The organism is Bifidobacterium sp. VU/mBH4 (B4), from assembly GCF_058199535.1.
The window spans coordinates 166630-183912 of sequence record NZ_JBVPQJ010000003.1; the positions used below are offsets into that span (position 1 = coordinate 166630).

Sequence of the window (17283 nt, forward strand, 5' to 3'; positions counted from 1 at the left end):
GTATGGGGCAGGCCAGAAGAGTGGTTGTGGCCACGCACAACGAGGGCAAACTAGCTGAGCTTCGTCGCATACTCGACGGTTTCCTGGCCGATAAAGGTCAGAAGATTGAGCTGGTTTCGGCGGGGCAGCTTGGATTGCCCGATCCGGTAGAGACCGGCACCACTTTTCAGGAGAACGCCCTTCTCAAGGCTGGGCAGGCTGCTCGTGAGTCCGGTTTGCCCGCGCTGGCGGACGACTCGGGGCTGGTCGTTGATGTAATGGGTGCCGCCCCGGGAATCCTCTCGGCACGATGGAGCGGCCGCCACGGCGACGATCAGGCCAACTTGGAGCTCTTGCTGAACCAGCTGAACGACATTCCCGACGACCACAGGGGAGGTCGGTTTGTCTGTGCTGCCGCCCTGGTCGTTCCGGATGTGCCGGGGTACGCCGTCCGGGCATCTCAGGTGACCAGGGTCGGCGAAATGCCCGGAAGCATCATCCGCCAGGCACGAGGGGACAACGGGTTCGGCTACGACCCGATCTTCGTTCCCCGTGATCAGCCTCGGCGCGCCAGCGGCCAGCAGCCGCTGACTTCGGCGGAAATGACCGCGGATGAAAAGAACGCCATTTCGCACAGGGGCAAGGCCCTGGCGGCCATCATGCCGATTCTCGTCAACTGGGTGCTGGGCGACGGCCATATTAGAGGCTGATAAATCCTTATAGATTCCGTACGGCGAACGGTCGTGAAGCGTCGACAATTATGCTCTGAGCGCCCGGTTATGCTTGATTTATGTAAAGAAAACGCGAAGGTGCGATTTTTTTATCTCTGTGATACAGTCGGCGGTATTGGGGACAACTTAAAAACAGAGCTGATCTGTTCTAGCAGATGATTCCATCGGGATTTGGGGGTTTCGTATTGAAGCGATTGCAAGAACGGAGCAATAAGGGATCGCTGCACGTGAACCGTTCGATCATCGCCGTTTTGGTAACCCTTCTGGCGACACTGGCCATGGTCGTTCCGCTTGGGCTGAGTGCTCTGTCGGCCAGTCAGGCCAATGCCGTTGATGGACAGGACGAGACGGCGAGCAGGAAGCCTCTGCTCTATAGAATGATGGCCTTCAATGACAGGATCGATACCTATCAGGATGAGCTGCGCATGGACTTCATCCTGCGCGTGAAACACAACGAGTTCAAGCCGGATTGTGTCAACCTTGGTAAGGCAGACACCGGTGGTAAGTCAAATTGCAATTTATCTTTTGTATATCAGTATGTTGGTTCTGATAACCCTGCAGATTATCATCGTGTAAAGTATATAAACACTATAACTCCAGATGATTATCTTGAAAATAACAAAACTGGGTATGCATATGATGGAGCTACAGCGTGGGCTGATAATCATCTGCAGCGCTTTACTGTTCATAAGATAATCAATTCGGGTTTATACGACTACTTGACCATATCTATCGAAGGCGACATGAACATTGCGGATAAGTCTAAAGATCCCGCAAAGTTCGTGGCTGGTGGTCACCCTGAGCCCTTGAATGTCTTTGCTATCGTTGGTGATCAGAATACCATCCTGTCTTGCGGTAGTTCTTCGTGGGCATGGGGTACCGAAACCTGCTCAACTTTCGATCCAGCCTCCATGAGCAACTTGCAGGATAGATATTCAAATATCACCGCGAGTTTATCGAAGGATAAACAGATGAAAGTGTATATGGGTGACTGCTTGGGTAGCGGAGGAGACGACCTGCAATGCAGCGGCCCATATTCCTGGGTTGGGTGGGACAGCAACCCATATCTCTATCGAAACCATCAGGCTAATTGGGGTATGGTGACCGATTATGGTTTTCCGGCTTATAGCGATGGTACGGTTGGAAATATAAATGCCACAGCCCCGGGCACGGCCCCGGCACGGTCTTTCTTCGTGTATTGGATGAACTTGCGTGGTCCAGGCAACAAAACCAATGGCATATGTTCTGAGACCAGTTCCTATTACTATCAGTGGGTGGCTCTTAAGGACAGCCAGTGGGTGCCTGTTAAGGAACTGACTCCTGAGCCGGTCCTGGTGACAGGCCAGCAGCCGAGTCCCAACACTTTGACTACCACCTACGGACTGCAGGGCATGGTCAATACCAATGGCGCTTATAACGTTAATCCGACCGACCCAAAGTATGCGAATACCACCAACGTGCTTTTTGCGACTGATAAGGATGGCAATCCTATGCCTGCTCAGAAGGCTGATGGCGGGATTGATTTCAAGGAGGCCAAGGAGAAGCAGGATCTTGACGGCTATTTCAAGCTGGTGACCTGGCCTGACACCAGGAATTCTGATGGCACGGAATGTACAGCCGTCAGCCCTGAGGTGTACAGCCCCAAGAGCGCTGGTCTTGTGGGGATTGACGATAACATGTCCGCCGCGCAAAAGGATACGAATCTCTCTGCGGGTTGGACGATTGATACTGCTTTTTATAAGTATAATGTGCCGCGTCCTGATGATCCGACGATCACGAAGATCGAGAATGATGCGGATGCCGGCTTGGATGCTTCTGGAAGCGTGTATACGACCAAGCTTGACCCGGTAATCAGCGGTGAGTGCACGCCTTCCAAGGATGACAAGCATCCTAATACGGTTGTCCTGTATGGAGAGGATCCCACCAATCCGATTGCGGATGGTCAGGGCACAAATGGCGATGACCTGGTGAAAAGCTCGGACACGTGGGGGTTCAGGCTGGGGGAAGCTGTTTGCGAGACCGACACTGGCAGCAAGCAGGGAGGGTCCTGGTGGATACAGGACACCAATAAGCAGTATCCGTCGCCGGATCCCGGCAATAAGTACAACAGCTACAGGCGCTATCACGCCTGGGTGGTTGAGTCCACGTCAGGGTTCGGCCTGACCTCCTACTTCTCGAATGTTGGCACGGCTTATTTCGTCTCGGGCGAGAACGTGCCGGATGCGGCCAAGTTCTCGGTGGCGGTGCCCCATACGGTCAACGGGAGCCTGCCGGCAGGCTCGGTAGTCACGTTCAAGGGTGAGGTGTCGCCTGTGTATACGGCCTGGTCGTCGGGGAAGCTGGGGATGACTGATTCTAAGATGGCCATTTCCATGAAGCAGAACACTGCCTCGGACTGGACCAGCTTGGTAACTACTCCGGCCAACACTTTCCAGAGGGATGCAGCAGTCGGCACCGCATCTTCCATTTCAGATTCTACGACCGGCCTCACGCTTAGCCTGACCAAGACGGCGGCTTCTACCTGGTCCTGGTCGCTGAACATCCCTGCTGATAAGTTCACTGGTTACGACGGCAGCGACGAGACGCAGACCTATGCCTTCCAGGTTGAAATGGTCAACCCGATGAACCTCCGTTCGGGCCCGGCATCCATCGAGCGGAAGGTCGACATGACGCCCACCACACTGACCATTGACCGCCATGACGTCTTCCAGGTGGCCGGCAGGGCCTACAAGTATGTGGACGGGGACAGGAAGATTCCTGAGACCAAAGGGACCATGGTGCATGTGACCTGGCCTGACAATACCGGCACGGATGTGGCTGTGGGGGATCAGGGCATATGGCAGGCGGTCCCACCTGAGGGGATGAAGCAGGGGGATGTCGCCGTCCAGGTGCTTTCCGATGATGCCGAGGGCCCTGACGCGCAGGGCAGGTTCCAGGGCGGGAACCAGTCAGCTTCGGTGTCGCAGGAGCTGGAGTTCCGGCCTTCGACCTCCTCCCTGCCTCTTACTGGTGGCTGGCCGCTTTCCGTGCTCAGGATCCTGCTGCTGATAGCCCTTGGCCTGGTGGGCTTCGTGGCCTGCCTGAGGAACAAGCAGGAAAACCGCCACTGATCCCGAAAGTATAAGCCAGGGCCCGTTCTCACCCCGAGGAATTAGGAGGTGAGGGCAGGCCCTGTTTTTTTTAACTTTCATGCGGGTGCCAATACACTATTCGTGCCTACAGTGTGTCCTGTCGTTGCCAAAGGTGCTTGGTGAAAGAGCTGCTTGACAGCATTACCAATCAGGTGCTCTGTCAATTGAGCCAAAACGGCCCAGCCCCCCAATCCAGACCAGCTGGAATCAAGACCATGGACGGTCGCGAAACGCCGATTATAGAATATTTTATCTGAATCCAAGATAATGCTTCTAATTTCTGTACTCTTAGCTGCGTAGTAAAAAATGAAGCTGCATTTTTGTGCTCTATATACAGTTGGCTTAATTGGGGATAAGTCAAAAGCAAAGTCGATCTGGTCTAGAGCTTGATTTCATTGTGATTTTGGGGGGTATTGTATTGAAGCGTTTGCAGGAACGGGGCACCAAGCGTCCACAACATATGAAACGTCAGATCATCGCCGTTCTGGTAACCCTTCTGGCGACGTTGGCCATAGTGATTCCGCTTGGGCTGAGCGCTCTGTCAGCCAGTCAGGCCAATGCCGTCAACGGACAGGATGAAACAGCCAGCAGGAAACCCCTGCTCTATCGGATGTTGGCCTACAACGACAAGATCGATTCCTATCAGGACGAGCTGCGCATGGACTTCATCCTGCGTGTGAAACATAACGATTTCGACCCTTCTTGCGCCAATGCCTCCGGTGGTGTCGATACCAGGGGTGCTTGTAATTTGTCCTTTGTTTATCCGTATCTTGGTTCGACAAATCAGTCATACTATCGCAGGGTTAAGTATCTGAACACTATAGCTTCAGCATCATCCTCGGGTCAGCCCTGGTCCGGAGCCTACAAGTGGGCACAAAATCAAGATGAGTACTTCACCGTACACACGATAATCAACTCTGGTTTATACGACTATTTGACCATTTCCATCGAGGGCGATTTGAATCTCAGGGATACTTCCAGCAATGTGTCAGATTATAAAGCTGGTGGTACTGATGAGCCCTTGAACGTCTTTGCGGTCGTTGGCCAACAGCAGGGGGCACTGTCTTGTGGCGGTATTTCGTGGGGCTGGGGTATTGCCGATTGTGGCACCTTTAAGCCTGACACGATGATCAACGCCCCGGATAGGACATCGAATATTACTTCATCCTTAACGGCGAGCGGCAAGAACTTCAAGCTATATATGGGCGACTGCATGGGCAAGGGCGCTGATCTTCAGTGCAGCGGACCGTACTCTTGGATTGGGTGGAATGACCAGCCAGATCTCTATGGCGGGAATCAGGCTAATTGGGGCATGGTGACCGATTATGGTTTTCCTGCCTATTCTGACACCAGTGTTGGAAGTATCAATGGCACCAATCCGGGCACAGCCCCATCGCGGTCTTTCTTCACGTACTGGCTGAATCCGCGTGGCAGTACCATCTATAACCCTGATGGCATATGTTCCGAGACCAATTCCTATTATTACCAGTGGATTGCTTTGAAGGATAGCGAGTGGGTGCCTGTCGATGAGTTGACACCTGAGCCGGTCCTGGTGACAGGTCAGCAGCCGTCTCCTAATTCGGTCACCACCACGGTAGGTAAGCAATATCAAGTCAGCAGGTATTCGGCTTTCAACGTAAGTCCAAAGGACCCAAGGTATCTCAATAATCCCAATGTGCTTTTTGCGACCGATAAGAACGGCAATCCGATGCCTGCCCAGAATTCGGACGGTTCCATCAATTTCAAAGAGGCCAAGGAGAAGCAAGATCTTGATGGCTACTTCAAATTTGTTACCTGGCCTGTTACCACGAACCGGGATGGCAACACTTGTACGGTCAGTTCTGAAGTGTACAACCCTGATAAAAAGGGTCTCGTCGGTATACGTGACGGCATGAACAGTTCGGATATAGACCGAAATCTGTCTGCGGGTTGGACGATTAATACGGCGTTTTACAAGTATGATGTGCCCCGTCCTAACGATCCGACTATCACCAAGATCGAGAATGATGGGGATGCGGGTTTGGATGCTTCGGGGAGCGTGTATACGACCAAGCTTGATCCGGTGGTCAGTGGTGAGTGCACGCCTTCCAAGGATGCTGCGCGTCCCAACAAGGTTGTTCTCTACGGGGAGGATCCAGCCAATCCGATTGTGGGTGGGCAAGGTTCGAATGGCGGGGACCTGGTGAAAAGTTCGGACACGTGGGGGTTCAGACTTGGTGAGGCTGCGTGCGAGGTCGATCCCAAAAGCAAGCAGGGAGGGTCCTGGCAGATACAGGACACGAACAAGCAATACCAGTCTCCGGACCCGGGTAACAGGTACAGCGGGTATAGGCGGTACCATGCCTGGGTGGTCGAGTCTATCTCCGGGTTCGGTTTGACCTCCTTCTTCTCGAATATCGGGACGGCGTATTTCGTCTCGGGCGAGAACGTTCCGGATGCGAGCAAGTTTTCGGTCAGCGTGCCTCATACGGTAAACGGGAGCCTGCCCGCAGGTTCAGCAGTCACATTCAAGGGTGAAGTATCACCTACTTATCTCGCCTGGTCCTCGGGGGGTCTGGGGATGACGGATTCCAGGATGGCTGTTTCGATGAAGCAGAAGACTGCCTCAGACTGGACGCCCTTGGTGACCACTCCGGCCAACACTTTCCAGAGGGGTGCGGCGGTCAACACCGCGTCTTCCGCCACGGATCCCACGACGGGCCTCACGCTTAGCCTGTCCAAGACGGCGGCGTCCACATGGTCTTGGAAGCTGAACATACCCGCCGGCAGATTCACTGGCTATAACGGGGGCGACGAGACACAGACGTTTGATTTCCGCGTTGAGATGGTTAATCCGATGAACATCCGATCGGGTCCGGCATCCATTGAGCGGAAGGTCGACATTACGCCCACCACACTGTCCCTGGAGCGGTACGATGTCTTCCAGGTGGCGGGCAGGGCCTACAAGTATGTGGACGGGGATACGAAGGTTCCTGAGACCAAGGGGACTGTGGTGCATGTGACCTGGCCTGACGGTGGCGGCACGGATGCTACTGTGGGGGACCAAGGCCTATGGCAGGCGGCTCCTCCTGAGGGGATCAACCAGGGTGAGTTCTCCGCTCAGGTGCTTTCCGATGATGCTGAGGGTGCTGACGCACAGGGCAGGTTCCAGGGAGGGAACCAGTCGGCTTCGGTGTCGCATGCGTTGGAGTTCCGGCCTTCCAATTCGGCTTTGCCTTTGACCGGCGGATGGCCGCTTTCGGTGCTCAGGATCCTACTGCTGTCGTCATTGGGGCTGGTCGGCTTCGTGGCATGTCTGAGGAACAAGCAGGAAAGCGGGCACTGACCTCGGAAGCATAAGCCGGGGTCCGTTCTCATCCTTCCAATTCCATGGAGATGAGGGCGGGCCCTGTTTTTTAATCCCCTGCCGCTGCCGCTGTCAAAGCAACATTTGCTCCTAATTCAAACCGGTCGGAAGAAGAAAATATTTTACTTCTCGCCAGCCGTGTGCCGGGCCTACCAGGGGCAAGACTTGAACAGCCGCAAAACACCCTATCTGAATCCCGGATCACGCCTCTTATCTCAGTACGCTTTTGAGTCGTAATGACAAATGAAGGTGCATTGTTGTGCTCTACATTCAATTGGCTTAATTGGGGATGAGTCAAAAGCAGAGTTGATCTGTTCTGGAGCATGATTTCATTGTGGTTTGGGGGGTATTGTATTGAGGCGTTTGCAAGAACAGAACAACAAGGGTTCACAGCACGTGAGCCGTCCGATCATCGTCGTTCTGGTAACCCTTCTGGCGACACTGGCCATGGTTGTTCCGCTGGGGCTGAGCGCGTTGTCGGCTGGTCAGGCCAATGCCATCGATGGACAGGACGAGACGGCCAGCAGGAAGCCGCTGCTCTATAGGATGTTGGGCTACAACAACAAGATTGATGCCTACCAGGATGAGCTGCGCATGGACTTCATCCTGCGGGTAAAACACAACGAGTTTGACCCTTCCTGCGCCAATAGCACCGGTGGTGCCGATACCAGGGGCAGTTGCAATCTGGCCTTTGCCTATCAGTACAAGGGCTCAGAATATCCAGCATATTATCGCAGGATAAAGTATCTGAACACCATAGCTTCAGCGTCATCCTCGGATCAGCCCTGGTCCGGAGCCTACAAGTGGGCACAAAACCGAGATGAGTACTTCACTGTGCACACGATAATCAATTCCGGTTTGTATGATTATCTGACTGTTTCCATTGAGGGTGATCTGGCGCTTAAGAATTCTGCCGATGCGTCATATTATCAGCCTGGTGGGGCCAACGAGCCGGTGAATATCTACGCGGTTGTTGGACAGCAGAAAGGGGCACTATCCTGCCTTGTTCCTGGTAGTTCATGGAATTGGGTCGCAGGAATCAATGACTGTGCCACTTTTAACCCTGACACCATGATCAATGCGCCGGACAGGGTATCCAACATTACCTCAACTTTAACGGCAGATGGCAAGAACTTCACCCTGTATATGCAGACATGCCAGGGCACGGGTGCTGATCTTCAGTGCAGCGGCCCGGATTCTTGGGTTGGCTGGGATGGCAATCCCTTACTCTATGGAGGCAGTCAGTCCAACTGGGGCATGGTGACCGACTATGGTTTTCCTGACTACAATAGCTTTACTCTTGGGAAAATGCCGGGTTCTGATCCGGGCGTAGCTCCGCCCCGCTCTTTCTTCGCGTACTGGCTGAATGTGCGTGGCAGCACTATCTATAACCCTGATGGCATCTGTTCTGAGACCAATTCCTACTATTACCAGTGGGTGGCTCTGAAGGATGGCCAGTGGGTGCCTGTCGATGAGCTGACCCCTGAGCCGGTCCTGGTGACAGGCCAGCAGCCGTCTCCCAATTCGTTGACTACCACGGTAGGCGCGGAAGTCCAAGCTAGTAGGTATTCGGCTTTCAACTTGCCCAAACAGCCGGATAATCCCAATGAGATGTTTGCCACTGATAAGGATGGCAATCCCATGCCTGCCCAGAAGGCTGATGGCTCCATTAATTTCAAAGAGGCCAAGGCAAAGCAGGGTCTTGACGGCTATTTCAAGATGGTCACCTGGCCTGTCACCACGAACCGGGATGGCAGCGCTTGTACCGTCAGTCCTGAAGTGTACAACCCTGAGCGGAAAGGCCTCGTCGGAATACGTGACGGCATGAACAGCTCGGATATAGAACGAAACCTTTCTGCTGGTTGGACGATTAATAGTGCTTTTTACAAGTATGATGTGCCTCGCCCTAAGGATCCGACGATCACCAACATCCAGAATGATGCAGATGGCAGCTTGGATGCTTCGGGGAGCGTGTATACATCGAAGCTTGATCCGGTGGTCAGTGGCGAGTGCACGCCTTCCAAGGATGCCGCGCATCCCAACAAGGTTGTTCTCTACGGGGAGGATCCCGCCAATCCCATCAGTGACGAGCAGAGCCAGAACGGCGGGGACTTGGTGAAGACCGCGGACACGTGGGGGTTCAAGCTTGGTGAAGTTGAGTGCAAGGTCGATCCCAAGAGCAAGCAGGGAGGGTCCTGGCAGATACAGGACACCAACAAGCAATACCCATCGCCGGACCCAGGCAACAAGTATGACGGGTACAGGCGCTATCACGCCTGGGAGATCGAGTCCACGTCCGGTTTCGGCTTGACCTCGTTCTTCTCGAATATCGGCACGGCTTATTTCGTCTCGGGGGAGAACGTGCCGGATGCTAGCAAGTTCTCGGTGACGGTGCCCCATACGGTCAACGGGAGTCTGCCTGAAGGTTCGGTTGTCGTGTTCAAAGGTGAAGTGTCTCCTGTATATACGGCCTGGTCCTCGGGAAAGCTGGGGATGACGGATTCCAAGATGGCCATTTCCGTAAAGCAGAAGACCGCCTCGGACTGGACCAGTCTGGTGACTACTCCGGCCAACACCTTCCAGAGGAATGCGGCAGCCGGCACCACGTCTTCCGTCTCGGATTCCACGACGGGCCTCACGCTTAGCTTGACCAAGACGGCGGATTCCAATTGGTCGTGGTCGCTGAATATCCCCGCTGACAAGTTCAGCGGCTACAACGGCGGCGATGAGACTCAGATGTATGACTTTCAGGTTGAGATGATCAACCCGATGAACATCCGTTCGGCCCCGGCATCCATCGAGCGGAAAGTTGACATCACACCGACCACGCTGACCTTGGAGCGGTACGATGTCTTCCAAGTAGCGGGCAAGGCCTATAAGTATGTCAATGGCAACACGAGAGTTCCAGAGACCAAGGGGACCGTGGTGCATGTGACTTGGCCTGACAATACTGGCACGGATGTGACTGTTGGGGACCAGGGCTTGTGGCAGGCGACCCCTCCTGAGGGCGTCAACCAGGGGCGGTTCACTGCTCAGGTGCTTTCCGATGATGCCGAGAGCGCTGACCCCAAGGGCGGGTTCCGGGGGCGGTAATCAGTCGGCTCCAGTGTCGCATGCGTTGGAGTTCCGTCCTTCCAACTCGGCTTTGCCCTTGACCGGCGGCTGGCCGCTTTCCGTGCTCAAAATTCTGCTGCTGGTGGTGTTGGGCCTGGTTGGCTTCGTGGCCTGCCTGAGGAACAGGCAGGAAAGCCGGCACTGACCCCGGCAGCATAAGACAGGGCCCGTCCCCACCTGCAAGCAATTTGGCAGATGGGGGCAGGCCCTGTCTTTCATTCCTGTGCCGCTGCTGCTGCCAAGGCAGTATTCGCCCCCAATCCAGACGGCCTGAAAGAAGGCAACATATTGCTTCTCTCCAGCTGGGTGCTGGTCCTGTCGGGTCAAGAACTTGAACGGCCGCAAAACACCCGATTTGAATCCCAGATTTTGCCCTTCATTTCTGTAGCCTTGAAAAGGCAAAGAACAATTTATATGCATTGTTGTGCTCTATGTGCAGTTGCCTTAATTGGGGGTAGGTCAAAAGCAGACTTGATTTGTTCTGGAGCATGATTTCATTGTGGTTTGGGGGGTATTGTATTGAAGCGTTTGCAAGAACGGGGCGCTAAGGGTTCACAAGGTGTGAGCCGTCCGATCATCGCCGTTCTGGTAACCCTTTTGGCGACGCTGGCCATGGTTGTTCCGTTGGGGCTGAGCGCACTTTCGGCCAATCAGGCCAACGCCATTGATGGGCAGGACGAAACGGCCAGCAGAAAGCCCAAACTCTATAGGATGTTGGGCTACAACAACAAGCTTGATTCCTATCAGGATGAGCTGCGCATGGACTTCATCCTGCGGGTAAAACACAACGAGTTTGACCCTTCTTGTGCCGACGCCACTTCTGGTGCCGATACCAAGGGCAATTGCAATCTGGCCTTTGTCTATCAGTACAAGGGGTCAGATGACACTTCCTTTTATCGCAGAATAAAGTATCTGAACACCATAGCCTCAGCGTCATCCTCGGATCAGCCCTGGTCCGGAGCCTACAAGTGGGCGCAAAATAAAGATGAGTATTTCACCGTGCACACGATAATCAATTCTGGTTTATATGATTATCTGACCGTTTCCATTGAAGGTGATCTGGCGCTTAAGAATTCTGCCGATGCGTCATATTATCAGCCTGGTGGGGCCAGCGAGCCGGTGAATATCTACGCGGTTGTTGGCAAACAGGACGACGCACTATCCTGCCTTCGTCCCGGTAGTCCATGGAGCTGGAGCACCGGAATCGATAATTGTCGCAATTTTAACCCTGACACCATGATCAATGCGCCGGACAGGGTATCCAACATTACCTCAGCCTTAACGGCCAACGGCAAGAACTTCACCCTGTATATGCAAGAATGCCTGGGCACGGGTGCTGATCTTCAGTGCAGCGGCCCGTATTCTTGGGTTGGCTGGAACAGCAACCCAAATCTCTACGGAGGCAATCAGGCTAACTGGGGCATGGTAACCGATTACGGTTTTCCTGACTATAAGAGCAATGCTACTGGGCCAATCGCCGGTACTGCTCCGGGCACAGCTCCGGCACGGTCGTTCTTCGTGTACTGGCTCAATGTGCGTGGCAGTACCAAAGCTAACCCTGATGGCATATGTTCTGAGACCAATTCCTACTATTACCAGTGGGTGGCTCTGAAGGATAGCGAGTGGGTGCCTGTCGATGAGCTGACCCCTGAGCCGGTCCTGGTGACAGGCCAGCAGCCGTCCCCCAATACGGCGACTACCACGACCAGCAAGGCGGCCCAAGTCAGTAAGTATTCGGCTTTCAACTTGCCTAAACAGCCGGATAATCCCAATGAGATGTTTGCCACTGACAAGAGCGGCCAGCCTATGCCTGCCCAGAAGGATGATGGCGGGATTGACTTCAAGGAGGCCAAGGAGAAGCAGGATCTTGACGGCTATTTCAAGATGGTCACCTGGCCTGTCACCACGAACCGGGATGGCAGCGCTTGTACCGTCAGCCCTGAAGTGTACAACCCTGATCAGAAGGGCCTCGTCGGAATACGTGACGGCATGAACAGCTCGGATATAGAACGAAATATTTCAGCGGGCTGGACGATCAACAGTGCCTTCTATAAGTATGATGTGCCTCGCCCCGATGATCCAACGATTACGAAGATCGAAAATGACGCCGACAGCGCTTTGGATGCTTCGGGCAGTGTGTATACGTCGAAGCTTGATCCGGTGATCAGTGGTGAGTGCACGCCTTCCAAGGATCCTGCGCGTCCCAACAAGGTTGTTCTCTACGGGGAGGATCCTGCCAATCCGATTGCGGAGGGGCAGGGCACGAATGGCGATGACCTGGTGAAAACCGCGGACACGTGGGGGTTCAGGCTGGGCGAAGTTGAATGCCAGGTCGATCCCAAGAGCAAGCAGGGAGGGTCCTGGCAGATACAGGACACCAACAAGCTGTATTCGTCGCCGGGCCAAGGCAACAAGTACAGCGGCTACAGGCGTTACCATGCCTGGGTGATCGAGTCTATCTCCGGATTCGGTTTGACCTCCTACTTCTCGAACATCGGGACGGCCTATTTCGTTTCGAATGAGAATGTGCCGGATGCGAGCAAACTCTCGGTAACTGTGCCTCATACGGTCAACGGGAGCCTGCCGGCGGATTCCGTCGTTGTGTTCAAGGGTGAAGTGTCTCCTGTATATACTGCCTGGTCCTCAGGAGGGCTGGGGATGACGGATTCGAGCATGGCTGTTTCGATGAAGCAGAAGACCGTCTCGGACTGGACGCCCCTGCTGACCACTCCGGCCAACACCTTCCAGAGGGATGCGGCAGCCGGCACCACGTCTTCCGTCGCGGATTCCACAACGGGCCTTACGCTGGGATTGACCAAGACGGCGGCTTCCACCTGGTCTTGGACGCTGAACATCCCTGCTGACAGGTTCAGCGGCTACGACGGCAGCGACAAGACGCAACTGTATGATTTCCGCATTGAAATGGTCAACCCGACGAACATCCGTTCGGACCCGGCATCCATCGAGCGGAAGGTCGACATGACTCCGACTACGCTGACCATTGACCGCCATGACGTCTTCCAGGTGGCAGGCAAAGCCTATAAGTATGTGGACGGGGACAGGAAGGTTCCCGAGACCAAAGGCACCCTGGTCCATATAACCTGGCCCGGCGGCAGTGGTACGGATGTCGTTGTGGGGGATCAGGGTTCGTGGCAGGCGACCCCGCCTGAGGGCGTCAATCAGGGGCGGTTCTCTGCTCAGGTGCTTTCGGATGATGCCGAGGGCCCTGATGCGCAGGGCCGGTTCCAGGGCGGGAACCAGTCGGCCTCGGTGTCGCACGCGTTGGAGTTCCGTCCTTCCAACTCGGCTTTGCCGCTTACCGGGGGATGGCCGCTTTCCGTGCTCAGGATCCTGCTGCTGATAGCCCTCGGCCTGGTGGGGTTCGTGGCTTGCCTGAGGAACAGGCAGGAAAGCCGGCACTGACCCCGGTCGTATAAGACAGGGACCGCCCCCGCCCCATGAAGTTGAGAGGATGAGTGGGGGCCCTGCCGCTGCCAGTAACCCCTACCCCTAATTCAGACTGTCCTTAGTCAAGATGGTGGACGGTCGCGAAACACCCTATCTGAATCCCAGATCATGCTTTCAGTCTCGGTACTCTTAAAGCATGTAAAGGGGACAAGAAGATGCCATAAGTGAGGATACGGTACTTGTGCTCCAGGGTTTCGTGGCCTGCACCGGGGACCAATCAAGCGTGCAGTCCATCTGATTCTGGAGATGGTTGCATTGAGGTGTGGGGGGTAGCGTGTTGAACCGATTGCAAGAACGGGGCAATAAGGGTCCACGGCATGTGGATCGCCCTATAGTGGCTGTTTTGATAACCCTTTTGGCGACGCTGGCCATGGTTGTTCCGCTAGGGCTGAGCGCCCTGTCGGCCAATCAGGCCAATGCCATCGATGGGCAGGGCGGGACGGCCAGCAGGAAGCCTCTGCTCTATAAGATGTTGGCCTACAATGACAAGATTGATTCATACCAGGATGAGCTGCGCATGGACTTCATACTGCGCGTGAGACATAACGATTTCAATCCGCAATGCGTTCCGATGCGTGATACTTCTCCCTATGATTCAGTAAAGTGCAATCTGTCTTTCGCATATCAATATGAAGGAGCGCAAAGTCCGTCCCACTATACCCGGATTCGGTACCTGAATACTATTTCAACAAATCCCAACGACCCCACTGGCGGTGCTGAGCAATGGGCGGAAAATGAGGAGCAGTTCTTTACGGTTCATAAAGTGATCAACTCTGGTTTATATGATTTCCTGGCTGTATCCATAGAGGGTGATTTGTCCTACATGGATACCTCCTTGGATCCGAAATATTATGTGACTGGCGGTTATCCGGAGCCTTTGAACGTCTTCGCAATTGTTGGTCAACAAAACAATACGCTCTCGTGTGGAGGTTCTCCATGGGACTACACTACGAATGACTGCACATCCTTCGATCCGAGCTCTATCGGCAGCAACGTCCAAGACAGGGTCGCCAATATCACTGCAGACCAGGGTAAGGGCATCAAGCTTTACATGGGCAACTGCCTAGGTAACAGTCCCCACCCTCAGTGCAGCGGACCTGCTTCTTGGGTTGGCTGGAATGGTAATCCCCCTCTTTATGGTGGTCACCAGGCCAATTGGGGCATGGTAACGGATTATGGATTTCCTATAGGAGCCAATCCGGTTCCAGGAGTAGCGCCCCCCAAGTCCTTCTTTGTATACTGGTTCAATTTGCGTGGAAATAACAGCGCTGGTGGAATATGTTCCACGACCAACTCCTATTACTACCAATGGGTGGCGCAGAAGAATAGCCAATGGGTGCCTGTCGATGCGCTGACGCCTAAACCGGTGCTCGTAACTGGTCAGAAGCCAGCAGTAAACGGCTTGACCAATTCCTGGGGTCTTCAATATCAGGTCAATGACAATACGGCTTACAACGTCGATCCGACTGACCCCAAGTATGCGAATACCACCAACGTGCTTTTTGCGACTGATAAGGATGGCCAGCCTATGCCTGCCCAGAAGGCTGATGGCGGGATTGATTTCAAAGAGGCCAAGGAGAAGCAGGATCTTGACGGTTATTTCAAACTAGTTACTTGGCCTGTCACTACTAATGCCGATGGCACCCAGTGCAAGCCGACGGCAAGCACTCCTGAAGTCACCACTAAGATATATGACCCTCAACAGGATAGCCTTGTTGGGATAACAGACGATATGTCTACAGCCCAGAAAAACACGAATCTGGATGCAGGATGGGCTATCGATACTGCCTTCTATAAGTATGATGTGCCTCGTCCCGATGATCCGACCATCACCAACATTCAGAATGACACCGATGGCTCCTTGAATGCCTCAGGAAGCGTCTATACCGGCAAGCTTGATCCGGTGGTCAGCGGTGAGTGCACTCCCTCCAAAGACGACACGCATCCCAACACGGTTACTCTGTTCGGCGAGGATCCCGGCAATCCTTTCAAGGAGGAGCAGGGCAAGAGCAGTGACGACCTGGTGAAAAGCTCGGACTCCTGGGGGTTCAAGCTGGGAGAAACGGTGTGCAAGGTCGATCCTAAGAGCAAGCAGGGAGGGTCCTGGCAGATACAGGACACCAATAAGCAGTATCCATCGCCGGATCCCGGCAACAAGTACAATGGGTACAGGCGCTATCATGCCTGGGTGACCGAGTCCGCCTCCGGGTTCGGCCTGACCTCCTTCTTCTCGAACATAGGAACAGCCTATTTCGTCTCCAACGAGAATGCTCCGGATGGCAAGCTCTCCGTCACAGTGCCCCACACGAAAAACGGGATTCTGCCGGCGAATTCGGTCGTCACCGTCAAAGGCACTGTTTCACCTATATATACAGCCTGGTCCTCGGGAGGGCTGGGGATGACTGATTCCAGGATGGCCATTTCCATGAAACAGAACACTGCCTCGGACTGGACCAGTCTGGTGACCACTCCGGCCAACACCTTCCAGAGGGATGCGGCGGTCAATACCACGTCGCCTTCCGTCGCTGACCCCACATCGGGCTCTGTGCTCAAGGTCGTCAAGACGGCGGCTTCCACCTGGTCCTGGAGCTTGACCATACCTGCTGGCAGATTCACCGGCTACAACGGTGACGATGAGACAGAGAAGTATACTTTCCAGGTTAAGATGATCAACCCTCTGAATGTCCCTTCGGATCCGGTTTCCACCAACCGGACGGTTGATATGACGCCGACCACGCTGAGCTTGGAACGGTACGACGTCTTCCAGGTGGCGGGCAAGGCATATAAGTACGTCAATGGCAACACGAGGGTTCCTGAGACCAAAGGAACAGTGGTTCATGTAACCTGGCCCGGCAACAGCAGTACGGATGTTGTTGTGGGGAACCAGGGTTCATGGCAGGCGACTCCACCTGAGGGCATCAACCAGGGGAAATTCACCGCTCAGGTTGCTTCCGATGACGCTGAAAGCACTGATCCTCAAAGTGGCAACTTCCAGGGAGGAAACGAGTCAGCCGCGGTGTCGCATGCGCTGGAATTCCGGCCCTCCACCTCATCCCTGCCCTTCGCTGGAGGATGGCCGCTTTCCGTGCTCAGGATCCTGCTGATGCTGATACTGGGTCTGGCTGGCTTTGTGGCCTGCCTGAGGAATAGGCAGGAGAGCCGATACTGATTCTCCGGCGGGCATAAGGTAGGGTCTGCTCTCACCTCCATGGAATGAGGAGGATGGGAGCAGGCCCTGCTTGTGTTTCCTGTGCGTGAGATGGGACTCGAGCCCAGACATCTGAAGGGCAGCTGGCGGAAGAGCCGCTTGACAGCGTCGAACTGTCTGCCTTTCCTTGCCAAGGTGACCTCCACCTCCAACCCGGACCAGCCAGATGAAGACCGTAAACGGTTGTGAAATGCCGTTCGTGAAACACCCTATGGGAATCCTGGATAATGCTTGCAATTCCAGTGCTCCTGGAGCATGTATGGAAAAGGCGAAGATGCTATTTATTTATCTCTATGATAGAGTCGA

General features: G+C 54.4%; 7 protein-coding genes. All 7 read left to right on the forward strand.

What is annotated here, in order from left to right:
• The first annotated feature begins 2 nt into the window (after positions 1 to 2).
• Positions 3 to 689 carry an RdgB/HAM1 family non-canonical purine NTP pyrophosphatase gene (gene rdgB, locus AC0AII_RS05350; RefSeq protein WP_490446383.1) on the forward strand — a complete coding sequence of 229 codons (687 nt, stop codon included), beginning with the start codon at positions 3 to 5 and terminating at the stop codon, positions 687 to 689.
• A gap of 176 nt (positions 690 to 865) precedes the next feature.
• Positions 866 to 3820 carry a hypothetical protein gene (locus tag AC0AII_RS05355; RefSeq protein WP_490446384.1) on the forward strand — a complete coding sequence of 985 codons (2955 nt, stop codon included), beginning with the start codon at positions 866 to 868 and terminating at the stop codon, positions 3818 to 3820.
• Between the two features lie 367 nt (positions 3821 to 4187).
• The gene (locus AC0AII_RS05360; protein WP_490446385.1) at positions 4188 to 7166 is read left to right on the forward strand and encodes a hypothetical protein; all 2979 of its coding nucleotides are present in this window, start codon (positions 4188 to 4190) and stop codon (positions 7164 to 7166) included.
• 417 nt (positions 7167 to 7583) lie between these two features.
• Positions 7584 to 10280 carry a hypothetical protein gene (locus tag AC0AII_RS05365; RefSeq protein ID WP_490446386.1) on the forward strand — a complete coding sequence of 899 codons (2697 nt, stop codon included), beginning with the start codon at positions 7584 to 7586 and terminating at the stop codon, positions 10278 to 10280.
• 13 nt (positions 10281 to 10293) lie between these two features.
• Positions 10294 to 10446 carry a hypothetical protein gene (locus AC0AII_RS05370; protein WP_490446387.1) on the forward strand — a complete coding sequence of 51 codons (153 nt, stop codon included), beginning with the start codon at positions 10294 to 10296 and terminating at the stop codon, positions 10444 to 10446.
• A 416-nt stretch (positions 10447 to 10862) separates the two neighbouring features.
• Positions 10863 to 13724 (forward strand): hypothetical protein, encoded by a 2862-nt coding sequence (locus AC0AII_RS05375; protein ID WP_490446388.1) that lies wholly within the window; start codon positions 10863 to 10865, stop codon positions 13722 to 13724.
• 1447 nt (positions 13725 to 15171) lie between these two features.
• The gene (locus AC0AII_RS05380; RefSeq protein ID WP_045923969.1) at positions 15172 to 16938 is read left to right on the forward strand and encodes a hypothetical protein; all 1767 of its coding nucleotides are present in this window, start codon (positions 15172 to 15174) and stop codon (positions 16936 to 16938) included.
• The last annotated feature ends 345 nt before the right edge of the window (positions 16939 to 17283 follow it).